The sequence below is a fragment of the Curtobacterium sp. VKM Ac-2922 genome (genome assembly GCF_022815645.1).
In the GTDB taxonomy this organism is placed as follows: domain Bacteria; phylum Actinomycetota; class Actinomycetes; order Actinomycetales; family Microbacteriaceae; genus Curtobacterium.
The window spans coordinates 89,309-112,173 of sequence record NZ_JALGRO010000014.1 but is presented as its reverse complement, the minus strand read 5'-3'; the positions used below and the strand labels follow the sequence as shown (position 1 = coordinate 112,173).

The window sequence follows — 22,865 nt, the reverse complement described above, 5'->3', positions numbered from 1 at the left end:
CATGGACAAGCACAAGTTCTCCGTCATCGGAGCGGTCCTCGCGGCCGTCGCCATGGTGGCGGGCGGGTGGTTCTTCGGGATCCAGCCACAGCTCGCCTCCGCGTCGACCGACGACACCCAGCGATCGACCATCGAGGCCACGAACCAGGACAACCGCGTGGTGTTGCAGCAGCTCGAGCAGGAGTTCACGGAGCTCGACGCATCGAAGTCGACCCTCGAGCAGTTGCGTCGCTCCGTGCCGGCGACTGCTGACACGGCCGGATTCACCCGACAGGTCGACGACGCGGTGTCGGGTTCGGGGGCCACGCTGACCTCCCTGACGTTCGGTGCGTTGCAGGCCTACGCCCCGACGTCCACCGACGGCGGCACATCGGGCGACGGTGGTACACCCACCGACGCCGCGACGGCCACGTCCGCACCAGCGGCAGCCCCGTCGGCTCCGCCGACGCCCGCAGCTCCGCAGCCGTACCGCAACCCGCAGATCACCTCGAGCACGTTCGACATGATGCCGGTCACCGTGGCCGTCGACGTCAGCAGCTACCATCAGGCGCTCGACCTGGCGGGACGGCTGCAGCACGGGGACCGTCTGTTCCTGGTCGACTCGCTGTCACAGACCGCGAAGGAGGCCACGGTCGGATCGCAGTCCTGGTCGCTGGCCGGGTACGTGTACGTCGTCCACGCAGAGTCGGCGACGGCGACGGCGACGGCGACGGAAGCGGCAGGCGAGGCCACCCCGGCATCGTCCGCCGCCCCCGCCGCGGGCTGACACCGCTCCTCCACAACACCCCGCCAACTGGGGTCGTCCACACCACGCCGAGTCCTCTTCCGCAACGCCTGTCGTTGTGCGTACGATGCTCCTGATGCCGCGTCTCGTGGCTCGCCTCACCCTCTCGAACGGCCGGCTCGATCCGGGCGTTCCTCGTCGTGCCCGGAGTCGCGCGTGTTGTCTGGAATCGTGGAATTCCTCGGCTGGTTCGGAGCCGTAACCGTCCTTGCTGGTTACATCCTGTTCTCAACAGGCAAGCTCCCGAACGGCCCCGTCTACCAGCTGTTCAACCTCGTCGGAGGGGTCTCGGTCGCGATCAACGTCGCCGCTCACCACGCCGTCCCGTCCACGATGGTGAACGGCATCTGGGCGGTCGTCGCCGTCGTCGTCCTGGTCCGCATGGCCAGAGCGCGACGCATCGCACGACGGTCCGGTCTCGTGCCGCTGGTCGAACGCTCGACCGAGCTGGCGGCGACGACCGCGGTGCTGCCCGTGATCGGCCCCGCCGTCCACCAGCCCGACGCGGCAGCGACGGACCCGACGGACGCGTCCCCCGGCCTCCAGGCCGCGTCGGCCGCGACGGACCCGACGGACGCGCCCCCGGGCCTCCAGGCCGCGTCGACCGTGACGGACCAGGCGGACGTTGCACCGAGCCTCCAGCCCGGACCGGCCGCACCGATGACCGCCAGCGTGCCGGTGATCACGGCGACCATCGCCCTGGCCCTCGTCAACGCGGCCCAGCAGCAGCATCGCGCCGGCGCAGCCCGCGCAGCCCGCGCAGCCGGCGCGGCCAACGCAGCCAGCGAGACCGGCGCGACCAGCGACGGCACGGCACGCGACCAGGCCACCGCGGACGACCGGGCAGACCGCGTCCGCTGACCTCGCGGCCGCAAGGGTCACTGCCCGGCGATACGATCGCTGCATGTCCCGATGGCTCGTGGCGACGATGACGTCCGTCCTCTTCATCGCCCTGGTGATCGCGGTGACCGGGTTCGAAGCCCTGCTCGCGAACGTCGAGGTCATCGCGCAGACCGACGCCACCCCGTACCTCGGCCCCGCGATGGTCATCGGGGGTGCGGTGGTCGTGTTCGTGGCCACGGGGCTCGGCATCCGCGAGGGCAACCCCGGCGTGACCGGGCTGGTCGCCGCCGCCACCACGTACCTCGTCATGCTCGGGGTCGGCGCCGTCGGGTACGCGCTGATCCGCCGTGACGTCACCGAGCTCCTGGTCTTCCCGGCCGGCTACGCCCTCGGGCCGTTCGTGGTCGGCTCCGTCGTCGTCGCCATCCTGGTCGTGGTGGGGGCGATCGCCCTCGCCCGACGGCAGACGACGCCCTCCCACTGACGTCGGTCGCCGCTAGGCTGCTGGTGTCGGGTCGCCAACCCGACGGTGACACAACGGGGGACCCATGACCGATCAGCCGACCTCGCCCGACACGCCTGACACGCCTGAAACGCAGAGTGCGCCGGCTGCGGGTGCACCGGCGTACGGTGCGCCGACTGCGGGCGCGACGGCTCCCGGTGGCTGGGGATCGGTGCCGCACGTCGGCGCGATCTCCGGCACCCACGAAGCCCCGGCCGTGGGTCCGGCGGCTCCGAGCGTGCTGCCGCGTCCGCGTCGTCGCCTGGGCCGCGGCCCCCTGATCGGCATCATCGCCGGTGGTGCGGCCGTCGTGCTCCTGCTGGTCGCCGGCGTCGTGGGCTACTCGGTGCAGACCGACTCGCACTCCGCCGACCGTCCGGTCCGGGCGTTCCTCGACGACCTGTCCGCGGGCAAGGTCGACGACGCCCTCCGATCGGCCGGCATCCGGCACACCAAGTCCGACGTCCTGCTCACCGACGCCGCCTACGCCAAGGCGAAGGACCGCGTGACGGGCTACCGCATCACCGCGGTGCAGCCGGACGGTGACACGGCCACGGTCAGCGCCTACCTGACGCAGGCGGGTCGCCAGGTCCCCGCGACCTTCACGCTCGACAAGACCGGCGCCGACTGGGGCGTGTTCCCGATCTGGAAGCTGCAGGCTCCCCGTCTGGGCGCGGTGGACCTGACGGTCCAGGGGCCGCCGAACACGACGGTGACGGTCGCCGGCCAGCGGGAGCGCACGGATTCGTCCGGTGGGCTGACGCTCTCGGCACTGCCCGGCGCCTACGCCGTCGCGGTCGATGGGGGCAAGTGGTTCTCCGCGCCCACCGAGACGGCGGCGGTCCGCGGGTTCGGCAGCTCCACCGGCAGCCCGGTCTCTCTGACCACCGAGATGACCGATGCCGGCAAGCAGGCCGCGACCGACGCCGTCAACGCCTGGGTCGACCGCTGCATCGCGTCCACCTCGACCAAGCCCGAGGGGTGCAGCTTCTACGCCTACGGCGAGAACCCGGCGAACACGTACACGAACCAGAAGTGGACGCTCGACTCGCGACCCACCGTCACGGTCGGCGAGTGGCTGCCCAAGGGGTGGACGATCACGACGTCGTCGTTCGGGTCCGCGACCTACACGGCCGACTTCACCGGGCCGTCGGGGGCCGGGACGGCCACTGCCGGGCCGATCAACGTCAACGCCAGCGGCTACATCACGGGCTTCTCGGACAGCGGTGCGACGTTCGCGTCGGCCGTCGGCAACGGCGCCTCGGACACCGGTTCCTGACCGGGGCGGGGTGTGCGACGACGACGTCGCGCACCGGACTGGAGGCCCGGCTCACCCCTCAGCGGACGCGCGCCGCGCGGGGATGGCTGGGATTGACCCCACGGGGTACCACAGGTAGGCTCTTCCGGGTGTGCGCCTTCGGGCGCGCCCCCATGTCCGGCGGGTCGATGACCTCGATCCGGACAGTCCGCCCCCGATCCACGTCTGCCGAATCGGCCGACGTCTGCGTGGGCGAGGATGCCGACGGACCGCGTCGGCCAGAGAACACGAGCGAGAACCAGGAGAACAGTTGCCTACCATCCAGCAGCTCGTTCGCAAGGGTCGGAGCCCCAAGGTCGTCAAGACCAAGGCCCCGGCGCTGAAGGCGAACCCCCAGCAGCGTGGCGTGTGCACCCGCGTCTACACCACCACCCCCAAGAAGCCCAACTCGGCACTGCGCAAGGTCGCTCGTGTGAAGCTCTCGAACGGTACCGAGGTCACGGCCTACATCCCCGGTGAGGGCCACAACCTGCAGGAGCACTCGATGGTGCTCGTCCGCGGCGGTCGTGTGAAGGACCTGCCCGGCGTGCGCTACAAGATCATCCGCGGCGCGCTCGACACGCAGGCCGTCAAGAACCGCAAGCAGGCGCGTAGCCGCTACGGCGCGAAGAAGGGTTGAGAACATGCCTCGTAAGGGACCGGCCCCCAAGCGCCCCGTCGTCGCAGACCCCGTCTACGGCGCACCGATCGTCAGCCAGCTCGTCAACAAGATCCTCCTGGACGGCAAGAAGGGTCTCGCCGAGCGCATCGTCTACGACGCACTCGAAGGCGTGACCGCCAAGAACCAGCAGGATGCCGTCGTCACGCTCAAGAAGGCGCTCGACAACGTCCGACCGACCCTCGAGGTCCGCAGCCGCCGCGTCGGTGGCTCGACCTACCAGGTCCCGGTCGAGGTCAAGCCGCACCGTGCGAACACGCTGGCCCTGCGCTGGCTGACCTCGTACGCCAAGGCCCGCCGCGAGAAGACGATGACCGAGCGTCTCATGAACGAGATCCTCGACGCGTCGAACGGTCTCGGCGCCGCTGTCAAGCGTCGTGAAGACACCCACAAGATGGCCGAGTCGAACAAGGCCTTCGCGCACTACCGCTGGTAGTCCCGGCACTGTCCGGGCGCCGGCGGTCAAGAACCCCGGCGCCCGGACGGACGCCAACCTCTCCTACAACTCTTCCGGAGGAACCCTGTGGCACAGGACGTGCTCACCGACCTGAACAAGGTCCGCAACATCGGCATCATGGCGCACATCGATGCTGGCAAGACCACGACCACCGAGCGCATCCTGTTCTACACGGGCATCACGCACAAGATCGGTGAAGTCCACGACGGCGCAGCCACCATGGACTGGATGGCGCAGGAGCAGGAACGCGGCATCACGATCACGTCGGCCGCGACGACCTGCTTCTGGGACAACAACCAGATCAACATCATCGACACCCCGGGTCACGTCGACTTCACGGTCGAGGTGGAGCGCTCGCTCCGCGTCCTCGACGGTGCCGTCGCCGTCTTCGACGGGAAAGAGGGCGTCGAGCCCCAGTCCGAGACCGTGTGGCGTCAGGCGGACAAGTACAACGTCCCGCGCATCTGCTTCGTCAACAAGATGGACAAGCTCGGCGCGGACTTCTACTTCACCGTCGACACGATCGTGAACCGCCTCGGCGCAGAGCCCCTGGTCCTACAGCTCCCGATCGGTGCGGAGTCCTCGTTCGAGGGCGTCGTCGACCTGGTCGAGATGCGGGCACTCACCTGGCGCGGCGACGCGAAGGGTGACGTCCAGATGGGCGCCAAGTACGAGATCGAGGAGATCCCCGCGGACCTCGCCGACCGTGCTGCGGAGTACCGCGAGAAGCTCATCGAGCGCGTGGCCGAAGCCAACGACGAGCTCATGGAGCGCTACCTCGAGGGCGACACCGACTTCTCGGTCGCCGAGATCAAGGCCGCAATCCGTCAGCTCACGGTCAACAGCGAGATCTACCCGGTCCTCTGTGGTTCTGCCTTCAAGAACCGCGGCGTCCAGCCGATGCTCGACGCGGTCATCGACTACCTGCCGTCGCCCCTCGACGTCCCGCCGATGATCGGTCACGACGTCAAGGACGAAGAGAAGGAGATCATCCGCAAGCCGGAGGCCTCCGAGCCCTTCTCCGCGCTCGCCTTCAAGGTCGCGGTGCACCCGTTCTTCGGTCGTCTGACCTACGTCCGCGTGTACTCCGGCCACATCGAGTCCGGTGCACAGGTCATCAACTCGACCAAGGGCAAGAAGGAGCGCATCGGCAAGATCTTCCAGATGCACTCCAACAAGGAGAACCCGGTCGACGCCGTCACCGCCGGTCACATCTACGCGGTCATCGGCCTCAAGGACACGACCACCGGCGACACGCTCTGCGACCCGCAGGACCAGGTCGTCCTCGAGTCGATGACGTTCCCCGAGCCCGTCATCGAGGTCGCGATCGAGCCGAAGACCAAGGCCGACCAGGAGAAGCTCTCCACGGCCATCCAGAAGCTCGCCGAAGAGGACCCGACGTTCCGCGTCGAGCTCAACCCGGAGACCGGTCAGACCACGATCAAGGGCATGGGCGAGCTCCACCTCGACATCCTGGTCGACCGCATGAAGCGTGAGTTCCACGTCGAGGCCAACGTCGGCAAGCCCCAGGTGGCCTACCGCGAGACCCTGACGAAGGTCGTCGAGCGCTACGACTACACCCACAAGAAGCAGACCGGTGGCTCCGGTCAGTTCGCGAAGGTGCAGATCGCGCTCGAGCCGATGGAGGTCACCTCCGAGAAGGTCTACGAGTTCGTCAACGCCGTCACCGGTGGACGCGTCCCCCGCGAGTACATCCCCTCGGTGGACGCCGGCATCCAGGACGCGATGCAGGTCGGCATCCTCGCCGGCTACCCGACGGTGGGCGTGAAGGCGACCCTCAAGGACGGCGCGGCGCACGACGTCGACTCGTCCGAGATGGCGTTCAAGATCGCCGGCTCGATCGCGTACAAGGAAGCGGCCCGCAAGGCCGGTCCGGTCATCCTCGAGCCGATCATGGCCGTCGAGGTCCGCACGCCCGAGGAGTACATGGGCGACGTGATCGGTGACCTCAGCTCCCGTCGTGGCAACATCGCCGCGATGGAGGACGCCTCGGGCGTCAAGGTGGTCCGCGCGAGCGTGCCGCTGTCCGAGATGTTCGGCTACGTCGGAGACCTTCGTTCGAAGACCTCCGGTCGTGCCGTCTACTCGATGACCTTCGAGACCTACAACCAGGTCCCGTCGAACGTCGCCGAGGAGATCGTCGCGAAGGCCAAGGGCGAATAACGCTTCCGAGCGTGTTCTCCACAGGCGAGGGCGCCCGGCGACGGGCCCCTCGCCACCAAGTACAGTAAAAGACACACACACCGCGGACCACTCGCTCGCATCCCGACCGGGATGCCCCCGGGGGTGCCGCATCCGAGTCCTGAGGAGGACCCACAGTGGCCAAGGCCAAGTTCGAGCGCACCAAGCCGCACGTCAACATCGGAACCATCGGTCACGTCGACCACGGCAAGACCACGCTCACGGCGGCGATCACCAAGGTTCTGCACGACCAGTACCCGGACCTCAACGAGGCCCGCGACTTCGCTCAGATCGACAACGCTCCCGAAGAGCGCCAGCGCGGCATCACGATCAACATCTCGCACGTCGAGTACCAGACGGAGAAGCGCCACTACGCGCACGTCGACGCTCCTGGTCACGCTGACTACGTGAAGAACATGATCACCGGTGCGGCCCAGATGGACGGCGCGATCCTCGTGGTCGCCGCCACCGACGGTCCCATGCCCCAGACGCGTGAGCACGTGCTGCTCGCCCGCCAGGTCGGCGTGCCCTACATCGTCGTCGCGCTGAACAAGTCCGACATGGTGGACGACGAAGAGATCCTCGAGCTCGTCGAGCTCGAGGTCCGCGAGCTCCTCGGCTCGCAGGAGTTCGACGAGGACGCCCCCGTCGTGCAGGTCTCGGCGCTCAAGGCGCTCGAGGGCGACGAGAAGTGGGTCAAGTCCGTCCAGGACCTCATGGCCGCTGTCGACGAGAGCGTGCCGGACCCGATCCGCGCCACCGACCAGCCCTTCCTGATGCCGATCGAGGACGTCTTCACGATCACCGGTCGTGGCACCGTCGTCACCGGCCGCGTCGAGCGTGGCGAGCTGGACCTCAACTCCGAGGTCGAGATCGTCGGCATCAAGGCGACCCAGAAGACCACGGTCACGGGCATCGAGATGTTCCGCAAGCTGCTGGACAAGGCAGTCGCCGGTGACAACACCGGTCTGCTCATCCGTGGCCTCAAGCGCGAGGACGTCGAGCGCGGCCAGGTCGTCGTGAAGCCGGGTTCGGTCACGCCGCACACCGAGTTCAAGGCGAACGCGTACATCCTGAACAAGGAAGAGGGCGGTCGTCACAACCCGTTCTACGCGAACTACCGCCCGCAGTTCTACTTCCGCACCACGGACGTCACCGGCGTCATCACGCTGCCCGAGGGCACCGAGATGGTCATGCCCGGCGACACCGTTTCGATGACGGTCGAGCTGATCCAGCCGATCGCCATGGAAGAGGGCCTCCGTTTCGCCATCCGCGAGGGTGGTCGTACGGTCGGTGCCGGTACGGTCGAGACGATCATCAAGTAATTCTCGTCACCTGTTGCAGCGGGGTCGGGCCTTCGGGCTCGGCCCCGCTGTCGTTTTCCGGGCCCCGCTGTCGTGTTCCCGGCTCCGCTGTCGTGTTCCCGCGCCGTCGCCGGGTGTTCTCCCGCGGTCCGTGGACAGACGGTGCGGAACGGGGCAGCATGAGGGCCAGAGGGTCGGAGTGTCCGGCCCCGACGTGGAGACATCATGAGCAGCTTCGACGACCTGCAGAAGAACGTGTCCGCCAAGGCGGAAGAGGTCACCGACAAGGCCAAGGCCTTCGTCGATGCGAACAAGGACAAGATCGAAGAGGCTCTCAAGAGCGACAAGGTCGAGGACGTCTCCGACAAGATCATCCACGGGCTCGCGGACGGCATCAAGAAGGTCACGGGCGGCCGGTTCGACGAGCAGGTCGACGACGCCGCGGACACCGTCGACGAGCACGTCGGCAAGGAGTGACCACCGGCTGAGGACCCCGGCCGTGCCCACGTCCAGCCCGGGCCGTGTTGGCTCGACGGGTGACACGTCTCCGCAGATCCAAGACCAACGGTCGTGGCTACCACCGGCTCCGCAGCGGGCGCGGGTTCACCTACCGCGACCCCGACGGCGCCACGGTCACCGACCCGGCGATCCGTGCGCGGCTCGAGGAGTTCGTGATCCCGCCGGCCTGGGACGACGTCTGGATCTCGCCCTACGCGAACGGTCACATCCTGGCGACGGGCATCGACGGTGCGGGTCGTCGGCAGTACATGTACCACCCGTCGTGGCGGGACCGGATGGACAAGATCAAGTACGACCGGGCGCTCGGTCTGGCGGAGTCGCTCCCGAGCGCACGACGGATGGTCACGCAGGACCTGCGGCGCCCCGAACCGGACCAACGGCGGTCACTGGCGGCGGCGTTCCGGATGCTCGACCAGGGTTCGCTGCGGGTCGGGTCCGAACGCTACGCGACCGAGCACGGCAGCCGCGGACTGTCGACGCTGCTCTGTGCGCACGCGACGGTCTCCGGGGCCGACATCGAGCTCGCCTTCCCCGGCAAGAGCCACCAGGAGTGGTCGTCGTCGATCCACGACGCGGACCTGGCGAAGGTCATCGTCGGGATGCAGCGTCGGGGCCCCACCGCACGACTGCTGTCCTACCGCCGCACCCGCGGCGCCCGGTGGGAGCCGCTGACGGCAGAGGAGATCAACGCCTACGTCAAGGAGCGCGCCGGCGACGAGTTCACGGCGAAGGACTTCCGGACGCTGCACGGCACGGTGGCGGCCGCGATCGACCTGGCGCAGACGGGCTCGCAGTCGGCAGCGACGAAACGGAAGCGCGCGGTGTCGCACGCGGTACAGGCCGCGAGCGACGTCCTCGGCAACACCCCGACCGTCGCGCGGGCGAGCTACATCGACCCCCGCCTGCTCGACGCCTACGAGCACGGCGAGACCATCGATCCGGCCCGACTCCACGCCGCGGAGTCCGAGGTCCGGGCGCTGCTGTACCGCCGATGAGCGGATCGGTGCCGCAATCGGGCCCCGATGACGTAGCGTTGACCCTTGTGCCGTTCCACCCCCACGCGGCACGGAAGGACCCACACCAGTCGTGACCGACGAGTGCATCCACGGATTCCCCACTGAACTCTGCGACATCTGCGCGCCGCGACAGCGCGACCTGCCGGACGTCCCCAAGACCCCTGCGCCACGGCGCACCCGCGTGAGCACCTCGCTCCGGTCGACCCCTGGCGGTTCGCCGGCGCGGGCGAAGGCCACGGCTCTGCGTGTCGCGGAACCCGAGATGCCCGCGGCGCGGGTGTTCGGGACGCTGCGCGCGCACCACGTCACCCACATCGACAACTTCGACGGCATCGTCGCCGACCAGGCGATCACCGCCGCCGACCGCGTGACGCCCTCGTACGACATCAGCTCCCCGGAACTGCGTGCACGTCGTGCGGCCGCGACCGCTCCCGACGGCTCACCGGTGGCAGCGCACGTCCCGTTCTCGCTCTCGCCGGACGGCGCCCGGTGGGACGAGGTGCGCCGTGGTGCCCACGACGAGACCCGGTGGTCCGAGGCCGCGCGTCACGCCAAGGGGATCGACTTCGTCGTGCTCGTCGTGCCCACGGCGGCGTTCGGCGCGTCCGTGATCCTGGCGGACACCGATGCCGATGCCGACGATGCCCGCTTCGCCGTGGGCCCGGAAGCCGCGGCGAACCTGCTGCGACGCACGGACCTGACCGACCCGGAGATGCACGGCCTCGAGGTCCTGGCCGGGCCGAGCGTGCCGTTCTCGTCGGTCGCGGTCATCGGCGTCCCGAACGACCGGACGCGGCACGCGGTGAAGGACATCCTGTCCGAGCACGGCGGACACGCCCCCCGCGTCGCGGTCTTCCCGCCGTGGTTCGTCCCACCCGTGGTCCCCGACGAGGACTGAGACCACCGACCGGTGGACCGCCGCAGGCGGGCCGCCGGTCGCCCCGCTCGCACGTCGCGCCCCCGCGTGGACATCGCACCCCGTTCCACGGGGGCGCGACGTCCGTCCGGGGGCGCGATGCGTCCGTGGCGTGGGTCCCGACAGGGCACCGTGCGGGGCGGAACCGAGCCGGGCCTCCAGGGCGGTGCTTCCGCGGCGGGCTGCGGAAGTCCCTCCGGAGCGACACGCCCGGAACTGCGCGACACGCCCGGGTTGCACGGATGGTGCCCCTATGGGAGACTTGTCCGGTTCCGGAATTCTCCGTGGGTTCGCGCTCGCGGGGATCACTGCTCTGGCAGTGCACAACCCCTCTGTCCAGCAGAGCTGGGTTGGGCCGCAGGCAGCAGAACACACGTCGAATCCCCAGACCACGCCGGCCAGCCGGTGTGTGTGGAGACGACACGTCCACGCGGGCCGCCATGTGCACGACAGCATGACCGCCCGCGCGGTTGACAGGAGAACAGCGGACATCCCCCGTGGATGCGCCCGGTTCCACGTAAACAGCCAGATCCGCACAGGGCGGATCCAGGCGGTGTCAGGCGGCCTGAGGGTGCGCGGCGCAGAGAGGACAGAGAACACATGGCGGGACAGAAGATCCGCATCCGGCTCAAGTCGTACGACCACGAGGTCATCGACACGTCGGCCCGGAAGATCGTCGACACGGTGACCCGTGCCGGTGCGACCGTGGTCGGCCCGGTGCCGCTCCCCACCGAGAAGAACGTGATCGCCGTGATCCGTTCCCCTCACAAGTACAAGGACTCGCGCGAGCACTTCGAGAAGCGCACGCACAAGCGCGTCATCGACATCGTCGACCCGACGCCGAAGGCCGTCGACTCGCTCATGCGTCTCGACCTGCCGGCCGACGTCAACATCGAGATCAAGCTGTAAGGGGGCTGCACTGATGGCGAACACAACCAAGACCGTCAAGGGCCTCCTCGGCAAGAAGCTCGGGATGACCCAGGTGTGGGACGAGAACAACAAGTTCATCCCCGTCACCGTGATCGAGGTCGGCCCGAACGTGGTCACCCAGATCCGCAACGTCGAGCGCGACGGCTACGAGGCGATCCAGATCGCCGCGGGCCAGATCGACCCCCGCAAGGTGAACAAGCCGGCCGCCGGCCACTTCGAGGCCGCCGGGGTCACCCCGCGCCGCACCCTCACCGAGATCCGCACGTCGGACGCGAGCGAGTACACGCTGGGCCAGGAGCTCACCGTCGACGCCACGTTCGAGGCCGGCGCGAAGGTCGACGTCGTCGGCACGAGCAAGGGCAAGGGCTTCGCGGGTGTCATGAAGCGCCACGGCTTCCACGGCGTGGGCGCATCGCACGGTGCGCACCGCAACCACCGCAAGCCCGGTTCGATCGGTGCTTCCTCGACCCCGTCGCGTGTCTTCAAGGGCATGCGCATGGCGGGTCGCATGGGTGGCGAGCGCGTCACCGTCCTCAACCTCACGGTGCACGCCGTCGACGCCGAGAAGGGTCTGCTGCTCGTCAAGGGCGCCGTCCCCGGTGCTCGTGGCCGCTCCGTCTTCGTCCGCACCGCCGTGAAGGGTAAGTGATCATGGCCACCACGACCGCAACCACGATCGACGTCCTCGACGCATCGGGGGTCAAGTCCGGCACCGTCGAGCTCCCCGCCGAGCTCTTCGACGTCGAGACCAACGTCCCGCTGATCCACCAGGTCGTCACCGCGCAGCGCGCCGCGTCGCGTCAGGGCACCCACAAGACCAAGAACCGCGGCGAAGTCCGCGGTGCCGGTCGCAAGCCGTTCAAGCAGAAGGGCACCGGCCGCGCCCGTCAGGGTTCGGTCCGCGCTCCGGAGCACACCGGTGGTGGCGTCGTCCACGGACCGACCCCGCGCGACTACTCGCAGCGCACCCCGAAGAAGATGATCGCCGCAGCCCTGCTCGGCTCGCTCTCGGACCGCGCCCGCGGTGGCCGCATCGCCGCTGTGGAGGGCTTCGTCGCCGCCGAGGTGCCGTCGACCAAGACCGCACGCACGCTGCTCGAGAAGGTCGCGCCCGTCAAGAACGTGCTCGTCGTGCTCGAGTCGGACGACGAGCTGACGCTCAAGTCGATCCGCAACCTGCCGAACGTCCACGCGCTCTCGTACGGCCAGCTGAACGCCTACGACGTCCTCGTGTCGGACACCATCGTCTTCAGCAAGAGCGCCCTCGACGCCTTCATCGCGTCGAAGACCGCGAAGGAGATCACCGCATGAGCGGCTTCAACAAGGACCCGCGCGACATCATCATCTCGCCGGTCGTGTCGGAGAAGAGCTACGCGCTCATCGACCAGGGCAAGTACACGTTCATCGTGGACCCCCGCGCGAACAAGACCGAGATCAAGCTCGCGATCGAGAAGATCTTCAACGTCAAGGTCGCCGGCATCAACACGCTGAACCGTCCGGGCAAGACCCGCCGTACCAAGTTCGGTCTGGGCAAGCGCAAGGACACCAAGCGTGCCATCGTGACGCTCAAGTCCGGTTCGATCGACATCTTCACGGCTGTCGGCTGAGGACCAGAGGGATAAATCATGGCTATTCGTAACTACAAGCCGACGACCCCTGGTCGTCGTGGCTCCTCGGTCTCCGACTTCGCCGAGATCACCCGCTCGACCCCGGAGAAGTCCCTGCTTCGCCCGCTGCCGAAGACCGGTGGCCGCAACAGCTCGGGCCGCATCACCACCCGCCACATCGGTGGTGGCCACAAGCGCCAGTACCGCGTGATCGACTTCCGTCGTCACGACAAGGACGGCGTGGACGCCAAGGTCGCGCACATCGAGTACGACCCGAACCGCACGGCGCGCATCGCGCTCCTGCACTTCGTGGACGGCACCAAGCGCTACATCCTCGCGCCGAACAAGCTCAAGCAGGGCGACGTCGTCGAGCAGGGCGCCGGTGCTGACATCAAGCCCGGCAACAACCTGCCGCTGCGCAACATCCCCGTGGGTACGGTCATCCACGCGATCGAGCTCCGCCCCGGTGGCGGCGCCAAGCTCGCGCGTTCGGCCGGCGCCTCGGTGCGTCTCGTCGCCAAGGACGGCCCCTACGCGCAGCTCCGTCTGCCGTCGGGCGAGGTCCGCAACGTCGACGCCCGCTGCCGCGCCACGATCGGCGAGGTCGGCAACGCCGAGCAGTCGAACATCAACTGGGGCAAGGCCGGCCGCATGCGCTGGAAGGGCGTCCGCCCGACCGTTCGTGGTGTCGCGATGAACCCGATCGACCACCCGCACGGTGGTGGTGAGGGCAAGACGTCCGGTGGCCGTCACCCGGTCAGCCCCTGGGGCCAGTCCGAGGGTCGCACGCGCAAGTCGAACAAGCCGAGCGACAAGCTCATCGTCCGTCGCCGTAACGCCGGCAAGAAGCGCAAGTAGGAGTTCAGAAGATGCCACGCAGTCTGAAGAAGGGCCCCTTCGTCGACGAGCACCTGCTTCGCAAGGTCGTCACGCAGAACGAGGCCAACACGAAGAACGTGATCCGTACGTGGTCGCGTCGTTCGATGATCGTGCCGAACATGCTCGGTCACACCATCGCGGTGCACGACGGGCGCAAGCACATCCCGGTGTTCGTCACCGAGTCGATGGTCGGTCACAAGCTCGGCGAGTTCGCGCCGACCCGTACCTTCCGCGGTCACGTGAAGGACGACAAGAAGGGCCGTCGCCGCTAAGGCGGCGACGAAGAGGAGGAACGAAATGGTGGAGTCGATCGCACGCGTGCGACACATCCGCGTCACGCCTCAGAAGGCCCGTCGCGTCATCGAGCTGATCCGCGGCAAGCAGGCCCACGAGGCGCTTGCCATCCTGAAGTTCGCCCCCCAGGGCGCTTCGGAGCCCGTGTACAAGCTGGTCGCCTCGGCGATCGCCAACGCACGTGTCAAGGCGGACTCGGCGAACAGCTTCCTGGACGAGCGCGACCTCTACGTGAGCCGCGTCTTCGTCGACGAAGGAACGACCCTCAAGCGCTTCCAGCCGCGTGCGCAGGGCCGTGCCTTCCGGATCAACAAGCGCACCAGCCACATCACGGTGGTCCTCGCGACCCCTGACGAGGCCGAGGCTGCCGCGACGAGCAAGAAGGCGAGCAAGTAATGGGCCAGAAGGTCAACCCGTACGGCTTCCGTCTCGGGATCACGACGGACCACGTCTCGCACTGGTTCACCGACAGCACGAAGGTCGGTCAGCGGTACGCGGACTACGTCGCCGAGGACATCAAGGTGCGTCAGTACCTGAAGAAGACCCTCGACCGTGCCGGCGTCGCCCGCATCGAGCTCGAGCGCACCCGTGACCGTGTCCGCGTGGACATCCACACGGCGCGTCCGGGCATCGTCATCGGTCGCCGCGGCGCCGAGGCCGAGCGCATCCGCGGTGAGCTCGAGAAGCTCACCAAGAAGCAGATCCAGCTCAACATCCTCGAGGTCAAGAACCCCGAGACCGAGGCCCAGCTCGTCGCGCAGGGCATCGCCGAGCAGCTCTCCGCCCGTGTCGCGTTCCGTCGCGCCATGCGCAAGGGCCTGCAGGGTGCACAGCGCGCCGGTGCCAAGGGTGTCCGCATCCAGGTCGCCGGTCGTCTCGGTGGCGCCGAGATGTCGCGCTCGGAGTTCTACCGCGAAGGCCGTGTGCCGCTGCACACCCTCCGCGCGAACATCGACTACGGCTTCTACGAGGCGCGCACCACCTTCGGCCGCATCGGCGTGAAGGTCTGGATCTACAAGGGCGACATCACGAACAAGGAGCTCGCTCGCGAGCAGGCGAACCAGCGTTCGTCGCGCCCGGAGCGTCGCGGAGGCCCGCGTGGCGACCGCAACGACCGCGGTGACCGTCGTGGTGGCGACCGTCGCGAGCAGCAGGCCCCGCAGGACGCGCCGGCCGGCGCAGGAGTTGAGGCGTAACCATGCTTATTCCCCGTCGAGTCAAGCACCGCAAGCAGCACCACCCGAAGCGTTCGGGTCAGGCCACCGGTGGCACCAAGGTCTCCTTCGGTGACTACGGCATCCAGGCTCTGACCCCCGCCTACGTGACCAACCGTCAGATCGAGTCCGCTCGTATCGCGATGACGCGTCACATCAAGCGTGGCGGCAAGGTGTGGATCAACATCTACCCGGACCGTCCGCTCACCAAGAAGCCTGCTGAGACCCGCATGGGTTCCGGTAAGGGTTCCCCCGAGTGGTGGGTCGCCAACGTCAAGCCGGGCCGTGTGCTCTTCGAGCTCTCCGGCGTGAGCGACGAGATCGCTCGCGAGGCACTCACCCGTGCCATTCACAAGCTGCCCCTCAAGGCACGCATCATCAAGCGCGAGGAGGGCGACGCATAATGGCGATCGGTTCCAAGGAGCTCCGTCCGACGGAGCTCGACACCTTCGAGAACGAGCGACTCGCAGACGAGCTGAAGAAGGCCAAGGAGGAACTCTTCAACCTCCGCTTCCAGTCGGCCACCGGTCAGCTGGAGAGCCACGGCCGTCTCCGTGCCGTCAAGCGCGACATCGCCCGGATCTACACCGTCCTGCGTGAGCGCGAGCTCGGCATCCGTGCCACTCCTGCGCCCGTCGAGACCGCAACCAAGGCCAAGAAGTCGACGAAGAAGGCTGACAAGCCCGCCGCGTCGGCCGAGGCCGAGACCGCCGAGGAGAACTGATGGCGAACGAAGAGAAGGACTCCGCCGCCCTCAACCGCGGCTACCGCAAGACGCGTCGCGGCTACGTGACCAGCGACAAGATGGACAAGACCATCGTCGTCGAGGTCGAGGACCGCGTGAAGCACGCCCTCTACGGCAAGGTCATCCGCCGCACCTCCAAGGTGAAGGCGCACGACGAGGCTGGTTCGGCCGGCATCGGCGACCTCGTCGTGATCAGCGAGACCCGTCCCCTCAGCGCGTCCAAGCGCTGGCGCCTGGTCGAGATCCTCGAGAAGGCCAAGTAGGCCTCGCGGCCCGCTTGCGGAAATAGGAGACAGCAGTGATTCAGCAGGAATCCCGCCTGAAGGTCGCCGACAACACGGGTGCCAAGGAGATCTTGACCATCCGCGTTCTCGGTGGCTCGGGTCGTCGCTACGCCGGACTCGGTGACGTCATCGTCGCCACGGTGAAGGACGCCATCCCCGGCGGCAACGTGAAGAAGGGTGACGTCGTCAAGGCGGTCATCGTTCGCACCAAGAAGGAGACCCGTCGCGGCGACGGCTCCTACATCAAGTTCGACGAGAACGCGGCAGTGATCCTCAAGGCCGACGGCGACCCGCGCGGAACGCGCATCTTCGGGCCGGTCGGTCGTGAACTTCGCGACAAGAAGTTCATGAAGATCATCTCGCTCGCGCCGGAGGTGCTGTAAGCCATGGCGAACATCAAGAAGGGTGACCTCGTCCAGGTCATCACGGGCGCAACGCAGGAGCGTGGCGGCGACCGTGGCAAGCAGGGCAAGGTCATCGAGGTCCTCAAGGACAAGAACCGCGTCGTCGTCGAGGGCGTGAACTTCGTCACGAAGCACGTCCGCGTCGGCCAGACGCAGCGTGGTTCGAAGACGGGTGGCATCGAGCAGCACGAGGCTTCGATCCACGTCTCGAACGTCGCGATCGTCGACCCCAAGACGAAGAAGCCGACGCGTGTCGGCTTCCGCACCGAAGAGGTGGAGAAGGACGGCGTCAAGAAGACCGTCCGGGTCCGCTACGCCAAGAAGTCTGGTGAGAAGCTCTGATGACTGACACGACTGCCGCGACGACTGAGAAAGTTCAGCCGCGCCTGAAGCAGAAGTACAAGGACGAGATCAAGACGGCGCTGACCGAGCAGTTCGGCTACAGCAACGTCAACCAGGTCCCCGGCCTGGTCAAGGTCGTCGTCAACACCGGTGTCGGTGAGGCCGCTCGCGACTCGAAGATCATGGACGGGGCCATCAAGGACCTCACCGCGATCACGGGTCAGAAGCCCCAGGTCACGATGGCCCGCAAGTCCATCGCGCAGTTCAAGCTGCGTGAGGGCCAGGCCATCGGCGCGCACGTCACCCTGCGTGGCGACCGTGCCTGGGAGTTCCTGGACCGCCTGCTGTCGCTGGCGCTTCCCCGCATCCGCGACTTCCGCGGTCTGTCGGACCGCCAGTTCGACGGCAACGGCAACTACACCTTCGGTCTCACGGAGCAGAGCGTGTTCCACGAGATCGACCAGGACCGCATCGACCGTGTCCGCGGGTTCGACATCACCGTCGTGACCACCGCGAAGACGGACGACGAGGGACGTGCACTGCTCAAGCAGCTGGGCTTCCCGTTCCGCTCGGGCGAGCAGACGGTCTAAGCTACTTCGAGCGACGCGGGCCGGAGGATGCAAGTCCTCCGGCCCGCTCGCACGAACACACAGACCTCGGGGATTCGCTCCGGGGTCACTCGATCGCTCAGGTCGGCATTCGTGGAACGGGTGTCGAAACCAGGCGGAGAACGGAATCACATCATGACGATGACCGATCCGGTCGCAGACATGCTGACCAGATTGCGGAACGCGAACTCGGCACACCACGATGCCGTCTCGCTTCCGAGCTCCAAGCTGAAGACGACCATCGCTGACATCCTCAAGCGCGAGGGCTACATCAGCGAGTGGAAGGTGGAGGACGCCCGCGTGGGCAAGACCCTCACCATCGAGCTGAAGTACGGCCCCGAGCGCGAGCGTTCGATCGCCGGCATCAAGCGCGTCTCGAAGCCGGGCCTCCGGGTCTACGCGAAGTCGACGGAGATCCCCCAGGTCCTCGGTGGCCTCGGCGTGGCGATCCTCTCGACCTCCTCGGGGCTCCTGACCGACCGCGAAGCCGAGAAGAAGGGCGTGGGTGGGGAAGTCCTCGCCTACGTGTGGTGACCCGACATGTCTCGAATCGGACGTCTTCCCATTGACATCCCCGCTGGCGTGACCGTCTCAGTCGACGGCCAGAACGTCGCGGTCAAGGGCCCGAAGGGCGAGCTCGCGCTCGTCATCGCGGAGCCCATCCAGGCCAGCGTCGAGGAGAACCAGGTCCTCGTCACCCGTCCGGACGACGAGCGCACGTCGCGTTCGCTGCACGGCCTGACCCGGACCCTCATCGCGAACCAGATCATCGGCGTCACCCAGGGCTACTCCAAGGGCCTCGAGGTCGTCGGTACCGGTTACCGCGTCCAGGCGAAGGGCTCGAACCTCGAGTTCGCGCTCGGGTACTCCCACTCGATCACGGTCGAGCCGCCGGCGGGCATCAGCTTCGCCGTCGAGGGCAACAACAAGGTCACCGTCAACGGCATCGACAAGCAGGCCGTCGGCGAGGTCGCCGCGAACATCCGCAAGCTGCGGAAGCCGGAGCCCTACAAGGGCAAGGGTGTCCGCTACGCGGGCGAGAACGTGCGCCGCAAGGCCGGAAAGTCAGGTAAGTGATCATGGCTATCGGAACTCGTACCCGAGGCAAGAGCAAGGCGGCCGCCAAGGCCCGCCGCCACAACCGCCTCCGCAAGAAGATCACCGGCACCGAGGCACGTCCGCGTCTCGCTGTCACCCGCTCGGCACGCCACGTGTTCGTGCAGGTCATCGACGACACCAAGGGTCACACCCTGGCGAGCGCTTCGACGATGGAGGCCGACCTCCGTTCGTTCGACGGCGACAAGACCGCCAAGGCGCGTCGTGTCGGCGAGCTCCTCGCCGAGCGTGCGAAGACCGCCGGTGTCGAAGCCGTCGTGTTCGACCGCGGTGGTAGCAAGTACGCCGGTCGCGTCGCCGCGATCGCCGATGGTGCCCGTGAAGGAGGGCTGAACCTGTGAGCGACATCGCGAACAACAGCAACGCCGAGGAGACCCCGGCCGTCGAGGAGACGACCGAGGCCACCAGCGCTGAGACGACCGAGGCCACCAGCGCCGAGGCGACCGAGGCCACCAGCGCCGAGGAGACCCCCGGCACTGACGAGGCTCCCAAGGCCGAGGGCACCGACGCCAAGGCGGAGGCAGCTGCCCCCGTCGCCGAGCGTCCGGTCGAGACCGCCGCGGGCTCCGCGTCGAACAACCGCGACTCCGCTGACAACCGTGGCCGCCGTGGTGGCGGTCGTGACCGTCAGCAGGGCCGTGACCGTGACAAGCGGGGTGGCGACAGCCAGTTCCTCGAGCGCGTCGTCACGATCAACCGCGTCTCCAAGGTCGTCAAGGGTGGTCGTCGCTTCAGCTTCACCGCACTCGTCGTCGTCGGTGACGGCAACGGTCTGGTGGGCGTCGGCTACGGCAAGGCCAAGGAGGTCCCCACGGCGATCTCCAAGGGCGTCGAAGAGGCGAAGAAGAACTTCTTCCGCGTCCCGCGCGTCGGCAACACCATCCCGCACCCCGTCCAGGGTGAGGCCGCTGCCGGTGTCGTGCTGCTGCGTCCGGCTGCTGCCGGTACCGGTGTCATCGCCGGTGGTCCGGTCCGCGCCGTGCTCGAGTGCGCCGGCATCCACGACGTCCTGAGCAAGTCCCTCGGGTCGTCCAACACCATCAACATCGTGCACGCCACGGTCGAGGCCCTCAAGCAGCTCGAGGAGCCCCGCGCCGTCGCCGCACGTCGTGGCCTCGACGTGGACCACGTCGTGCCGGCTCGCCTGCTGAAGGCCGAGGCGGCAGCACGTGCCGCAGCGACCGAGAAGGCAGGTGCCTGATGGCCATGCTGAAGATCACGCAGACGAAGTCCGTCATCAGCGAGAAGCAGTACCAGCGCGACACGCTCCGCAGCCTGGGTCTCAAGCGCATCGGCCGTACGGTCCTGCGCGAGGACAACTCCCAGAACCGCGGGTACATCGCGACGGTGGCGCACCTCGTGAAGGTCGAGGAGGTCGACGCATGAGCGACGAGAAGAACGAGCGCGTCCAGATCCTGAAGGTGCACCACCTTCGTCCGGCCGCTGGCTCGAAGAAGGACCGCACCCGTGTGGGTCGCGGTGAAGGCTCGAAGGGCAAGACCGCGGGCCGCGGCACCAAGGGCACGAAGGCCCGGTACCAGGTCCGCGTCGGCTTCGAGGGTGGGCAGATGCCGCTGCACATGCGCACCCCGAAGCTCCGCGGGTTCAAGAACCCGTTCCGCGTCGAGTACCAGGTCGTGAACCTGGACAAGATCGCGGAGCTCTACCCGAACGGTGGCGACGTCACCGTTGCGGACCTCGTCGCCAAGGGCGCGGTCCGCAAGAACGAGAAGGTCAAGGTTCTCGGTCAGGGTGACATCAACGTGAAGCTCACCGTCACGGTCGACAAGGTCTCGGGCTCTGCCCAGGACAAGATCGTGGCTGCGGGCGGCACCGTCACCGAGTAGTCCCGTCGGCGGCCCGTGCATTGCGCACGGGCCGCCGTTACGGTTTCCTTGATGGAGGCCCGCGCACCGCGTCAGCGGGACCGGGCCACGCGGTCGGCGCTTCCGGCCACGGGCGGTTGCGCCCGGCACGATCGGCAAGACCGGTCCCCAGCAGTTCGGAGTTCTCGTGTTCAGAGCGGTCGCGCGCATCATGCGCACCCCCGACCTTCGCAAGAAGATCGGCTTCACCCTCGCGATCATCGCGTTGTTCCGCCTGGGGTCCTACATCCCGGCACCGTACGTCGACTACACCGCGGTCCAGACCTGCCTGGCGAGTGCCTCGTCCTCGGGCGGCCTGTACGACCTGATCAACCTGTTCTCGGGTGGCGCGCTGCTGAAGCTCTCCGTCTTCGCGCTCGGGATCATGCCGTACATCACGTCGTCGATCATCGTGCAGCTGCTGCGCGTGGTGATCCCGCACTTCGACGCGCTGTACAAGGAAGGCCAGACCGGCCAGGCCAAGCTGACGCAGTACACCCGCTACCTCACGATCGCGCTCGGTGTCCTGCAGTCCACGACCCTGATCACCGTCGCCCGCTCGGGGCAGCTGTTCGGTCAGAACGCCAGCGCCTCGTGTGGCTCGATCATCTCGAACCAGAGCTGGTACGCCATCATGCTGATGGTCGTCACGCTGACCGCCGGTACCGGCCTGATCATGTGGATGGGCGAGCTCGTCACCGAGCGCGGCATCGGCAACGGCATGTCCCTGCTCATCTTCACGTCCATCGCAGCGCAGTTCCCCTCGGCGCTCTGGCAGATCGAGCAGTCGCAGTCCTTCGAGCTCTTCCTGTTCGTCATCCTGGTCGGCCTGGTCATCATGATGGCCGTCGTGTTCGTCGAGCAGTCGCAACGACGGATCCCGGTGCAGTACGCCAAGCGCATGGTGGGCCGTCGGACCTACGGCGGCAACAACACCTACATCCCGATCAAGGTGAACATGGCCGGCGTCGTGCCCGTCATCTTCGCCTCGTCGCTGCTGTACCTGCCGGCCCTGGTCGCGCAGTTCAACCAGCCCTCCGACGGCTCCGCGCCGGCCGCGTGGGTGACCTGGATCCAGAGCAACCTGACCTCGGGTGACAACTGGTTCTACATGGTCCTGTACTTCCTGCTCATCGTCGGCTTCACGTACTTCTACGTCGCGATCACCTTCAACCCCGAAGAGGTCGCCGACAACATGAAGAAGTACGGCGGGTTCATCCCGGGCATCCGTGCCGGTCGCCCGACGGCCGAGTACCTCGACTACGTCCTGACCCGGGTGACGTTGCCCGGTGCGCTCTACCTCGGTCTCATCGCGCTCATCCCGCTGGCAGCACTGGCGCTGTTCGGGGCGAACCAGAACTTCCCGTTCGGTGGCGCGAGCATCCTGATCATCGTGGGTGTCGGTCTCGAGACCGTGAAGCAGATCGACTCGCAGCTGCAGCAACGTCACTACGAAGGGCTTCTCCGTTGAGCGCACGTCTCATCATCGTCGGACCTCCCGGAGCGGGGAAGGGCACGCAGGCGGGCCGCATCGCCGAGTCCTTCGGCATCCCGGCGGTCTCGACGGGGGACATCTTCCGCAAGAACGTGACCGAGGGAACGCCGCTCGGGGTCCAGGCCAAGGCGATCATGGACGCGGGTGACTACGTCCCCGACTCGCTGACGAACGAGCTCGTGAAGTCGCGGCTGCAGGAGCCCGACGCCGAGACCGGCTTCCTGCTCGACGGCTACCCCCGCACGGTCGGCCAGGTCGAGTACCTCGACGCGCTGCTGTCCGAGCAGGGCACCGGCATCGACGCGGTGATCCGCCTGGTCGCCGATCAGGACGAACTCGTCGGGCGTCTGCTCAAGCGTGCCGAACAGCAGGGTCGCAGCGACGACAACGAGGACACGATCCGTCGTCGCCAGCAGGTGTACGTCGAGCAGACCGCTCCGATCGTGGACGCCTACCAGCAGCGTGGTCTCGTGGTCGAGGTCGACGGCCTGGGCGCCATCGACGAGGTCGGCGACCGGATCCAGTCGGCGCTGTCGTCGCGTGGTCTGACCGCCGCCGTCTGA

The 22,865-nt window shown here is 67.6% G+C and carries 33 protein-coding genes; all 33 read left to right on the top strand.

Going from position 1 to position 22,865, the window contains the following annotated elements; genetic code table 11:
* The first annotated feature begins 1 nt into the window (after position 1).
* The 33 genes from MT346_RS15860 (at position 2) to MT346_RS15700 (ending at position 22,865) form a co-directional block, all read left to right on the top strand.
* Positions 2-766 carry a hypothetical protein gene (locus tag MT346_RS15860; RefSeq protein ID WP_243564051.1) on the top strand — a complete coding sequence of 255 codons (765 nt, stop codon included), beginning with the start codon at positions 2-4 and terminating at the stop codon, positions 764-766.
* Between the two features lie 189 nt (positions 767-955).
* A complete protein-coding gene (locus tag MT346_RS15855) occupies positions 956-1,645 on the top strand; it encodes a hypothetical protein (RefSeq protein ID WP_243564050.1) in 690 nt (229 codons plus the stop codon).
* A gap of 43 nt (positions 1,646-1,688) precedes the next feature.
* On the top strand, positions 1,689-2,111 hold the full coding sequence (locus MT346_RS15850; RefSeq protein ID WP_243564049.1) for a DUF6121 family protein: 423 nt from the start codon (positions 1,689-1,691) through the stop codon (positions 2,109-2,111).
* 64 nt (positions 2,112-2,175) lie between these two features.
* Positions 2,176-3,408 (top strand): hypothetical protein, encoded by a 1,233-nt coding sequence (locus MT346_RS15845; protein ID WP_243564048.1) that lies wholly within the window; start codon positions 2,176-2,178, stop codon positions 3,406-3,408.
* Between the two features lie 289 nt (positions 3,409-3,697).
* Positions 3,698-4,066: a 30S ribosomal protein S12 gene (gene rpsL / locus MT346_RS15840; protein WP_056121393.1), complete on the top strand. Its 369-nt coding sequence runs from the start codon at positions 3,698-3,700 to the stop codon at positions 4,064-4,066.
* Between the two features lie 4 nt (positions 4,067-4,070).
* Positions 4,071-4,541: a 30S ribosomal protein S7 gene (gene rpsG / locus MT346_RS15835; RefSeq protein WP_056121395.1), complete on the top strand. Its 471-nt coding sequence runs from the start codon at positions 4,071-4,073 to the stop codon at positions 4,539-4,541.
* Between the two features lie 87 nt (positions 4,542-4,628).
* Positions 4,629-6,746: an elongation factor G gene (gene fusA / locus MT346_RS15830; RefSeq protein WP_243564047.1), complete on the top strand. Its 2,118-nt coding sequence runs from the start codon at positions 4,629-4,631 to the stop codon at positions 6,744-6,746.
* A gap of 155 nt (positions 6,747-6,901) precedes the next feature.
* Positions 6,902-8,089, top strand: coding sequence for an elongation factor Tu (tuf, locus tag MT346_RS15825; protein ID WP_243564046.1), 1,188 nt, complete (start codon positions 6,902-6,904; stop codon positions 8,087-8,089).
* Between the two features lie 204 nt (positions 8,090-8,293).
* The gene (locus MT346_RS15820) at positions 8,294-8,545 is read left to right on the top strand and encodes an antitoxin (protein WP_243564045.1); all 252 of its coding nucleotides are present in this window, start codon (positions 8,294-8,296) and stop codon (positions 8,543-8,545) included.
* A 59-nt stretch (positions 8,546-8,604) separates the two neighbouring features.
* Positions 8,605-9,582, top strand: coding sequence for a DNA topoisomerase IB (locus tag MT346_RS15815; RefSeq protein WP_243564044.1), 978 nt, complete (start codon positions 8,605-8,607; stop codon positions 9,580-9,582).
* A gap of 202 nt (positions 9,583-9,784) precedes the next feature.
* Positions 9,785-10,501, top strand: coding sequence for a DarT ssDNA thymidine ADP-ribosyltransferase family protein (locus MT346_RS15810; protein WP_243564043.1), 717 nt, complete (start codon positions 9,785-9,787; stop codon positions 10,499-10,501).
* Positions 10,502-11,119: 618 nt separating this feature from the next.
* Complete coding sequence (rpsJ, locus tag MT346_RS15805; protein WP_017885534.1) at positions 11,120-11,428, top strand: 30S ribosomal protein S10; 309 nt, start codon at positions 11,120-11,122, stop codon at positions 11,426-11,428.
* A 13-nt stretch (positions 11,429-11,441) separates the two neighbouring features.
* Positions 11,442-12,098: a 50S ribosomal protein L3 gene (rplC, locus tag MT346_RS15800; protein ID WP_243564042.1), complete on the top strand. Its 657-nt coding sequence runs from the start codon at positions 11,442-11,444 to the stop codon at positions 12,096-12,098.
* A 2-nt stretch (positions 12,099-12,100) separates the two neighbouring features.
* On the top strand, positions 12,101-12,760 hold the full coding sequence (rplD, locus tag MT346_RS15795) for a 50S ribosomal protein L4 (protein WP_243564041.1): 660 nt from the start codon (positions 12,101-12,103) through the stop codon (positions 12,758-12,760).
* The gene (gene rplW, locus MT346_RS15790) at positions 12,757-13,056 is read left to right on the top strand and encodes a 50S ribosomal protein L23 (protein WP_243564040.1); all 300 of its coding nucleotides are present in this window, start codon (positions 12,757-12,759) and stop codon (positions 13,054-13,056) included. The genes rplD and rplW overlap by 4 nt, the downstream gene beginning before the upstream one ends.
* 18 nt (positions 13,057-13,074) lie before the next feature.
* On the top strand, positions 13,075-13,914 hold the full coding sequence (gene rplB / locus MT346_RS15785) for a 50S ribosomal protein L2 (RefSeq protein ID WP_243564039.1): 840 nt from the start codon (positions 13,075-13,077) through the stop codon (positions 13,912-13,914).
* 11 nt (positions 13,915-13,925) lie between these two features.
* On the top strand, positions 13,926-14,207 hold the full coding sequence (gene rpsS, locus MT346_RS15780) for a 30S ribosomal protein S19 (protein WP_017885529.1): 282 nt from the start codon (positions 13,926-13,928) through the stop codon (positions 14,205-14,207).
* Between the two features lie 25 nt (positions 14,208-14,232).
* Entirely contained in the window at positions 14,233-14,625 is a 393-nt protein-coding gene (gene rplV / locus MT346_RS15775) for a 50S ribosomal protein L22 (protein ID WP_243564038.1), read from the top strand.
* Positions 14,625-15,425, top strand: a complete 801-nt coding sequence (rpsC, locus tag MT346_RS15770) for a 30S ribosomal protein S3 (RefSeq protein WP_243564037.1) — start codon at positions 14,625-14,627, stop codon at positions 15,423-15,425. The genes rplV and rpsC overlap by 1 nt, the downstream gene beginning before the upstream one ends.
* 2 nt (positions 15,426-15,427) lie before the next feature.
* Entirely contained in the window at positions 15,428-15,847 is a 420-nt protein-coding gene (gene rplP / locus MT346_RS15765) for a 50S ribosomal protein L16 (protein WP_055950897.1), read from the top strand.
* The gene (rpmC, locus tag MT346_RS18195) at positions 15,847-16,167 is read left to right on the top strand and encodes a 50S ribosomal protein L29 (RefSeq protein ID WP_056121427.1); all 321 of its coding nucleotides are present in this window, start codon (positions 15,847-15,849) and stop codon (positions 16,165-16,167) included. The genes rplP and rpmC overlap by 1 nt, the downstream gene beginning before the upstream one ends.
* On the top strand, positions 16,167-16,451 hold the full coding sequence (rpsQ, locus tag MT346_RS15755) for a 30S ribosomal protein S17 (protein WP_243564036.1): 285 nt from the start codon (positions 16,167-16,169) through the stop codon (positions 16,449-16,451). The genes rpmC and rpsQ overlap by 1 nt, the downstream gene beginning before the upstream one ends.
* A 35-nt stretch (positions 16,452-16,486) precedes the next feature.
* Positions 16,487-16,855 (top strand): 50S ribosomal protein L14, encoded by a 369-nt coding sequence (gene rplN, locus MT346_RS15750; protein ID WP_243564035.1) that lies wholly within the window; start codon positions 16,487-16,489, stop codon positions 16,853-16,855.
* Positions 16,856-16,858: 3 nt separating this feature from the next.
* On the top strand, positions 16,859-17,218 hold the full coding sequence (gene rplX, locus MT346_RS15745; RefSeq protein WP_056121433.1) for a 50S ribosomal protein L24: 360 nt from the start codon (positions 16,859-16,861) through the stop codon (positions 17,216-17,218).
* Entirely contained in the window at positions 17,218-17,808 is a 591-nt protein-coding gene (gene rplE, locus MT346_RS15740) for a 50S ribosomal protein L5 (RefSeq protein ID WP_243564034.1), read from the top strand. The genes rplX and rplE overlap by 1 nt, the downstream gene beginning before the upstream one ends.
* A 153-nt stretch (positions 17,809-17,961) precedes the next feature.
* Positions 17,962-18,360 (top strand): 30S ribosomal protein S8, encoded by a 399-nt coding sequence (rpsH, locus tag MT346_RS15735; protein WP_056121440.1) that lies wholly within the window; start codon positions 17,962-17,964, stop codon positions 18,358-18,360.
* Positions 18,361-18,366: 6 nt separating this feature from the next.
* A complete protein-coding gene (gene rplF, locus MT346_RS15730) occupies positions 18,367-18,903 on the top strand; it encodes a 50S ribosomal protein L6 (RefSeq protein ID WP_243564033.1) in 537 nt (178 codons plus the stop codon).
* Between the two features lie 2 nt (positions 18,904-18,905).
* Positions 18,906-19,283 carry a 50S ribosomal protein L18 gene (gene rplR, locus MT346_RS15725; protein WP_243564032.1) on the top strand — a complete coding sequence of 126 codons (378 nt, stop codon included), beginning with the start codon at positions 18,906-18,908 and terminating at the stop codon, positions 19,281-19,283.
* The gene (gene rpsE, locus MT346_RS15720; RefSeq protein WP_243564031.1) at positions 19,280-20,143 is read left to right on the top strand and encodes a 30S ribosomal protein S5; all 864 of its coding nucleotides are present in this window, start codon (positions 19,280-19,282) and stop codon (positions 20,141-20,143) included. The genes rplR and rpsE overlap by 4 nt, the downstream gene beginning before the upstream one ends.
* Entirely contained in the window at positions 20,143-20,328 is a 186-nt protein-coding gene (gene rpmD / locus MT346_RS15715) for a 50S ribosomal protein L30 (RefSeq protein WP_082517835.1), read from the top strand. Before rpsE ends, rpmD begins: the two co-directional genes overlap by 1 nt.
* Entirely contained in the window at positions 20,325-20,789 is a 465-nt protein-coding gene (gene rplO / locus MT346_RS15710; protein ID WP_243564030.1) for a 50S ribosomal protein L15, read from the top strand. The genes rpmD and rplO overlap by 4 nt, the downstream gene beginning before the upstream one ends.
* A gap of 166 nt (positions 20,790-20,955) precedes the next feature.
* The gene (gene secY, locus MT346_RS15705) at positions 20,956-22,278 is read left to right on the top strand and encodes a preprotein translocase subunit SecY (protein WP_243564029.1); all 1,323 of its coding nucleotides are present in this window, start codon (positions 20,956-20,958) and stop codon (positions 22,276-22,278) included.
* Positions 22,275-22,865 carry an adenylate kinase gene (locus MT346_RS15700; protein WP_243564028.1) on the top strand — a complete coding sequence of 197 codons (591 nt, stop codon included), beginning with the start codon at positions 22,275-22,277 and terminating at the stop codon, positions 22,863-22,865. Before secY ends, MT346_RS15700 begins: the two co-directional genes overlap by 4 nt.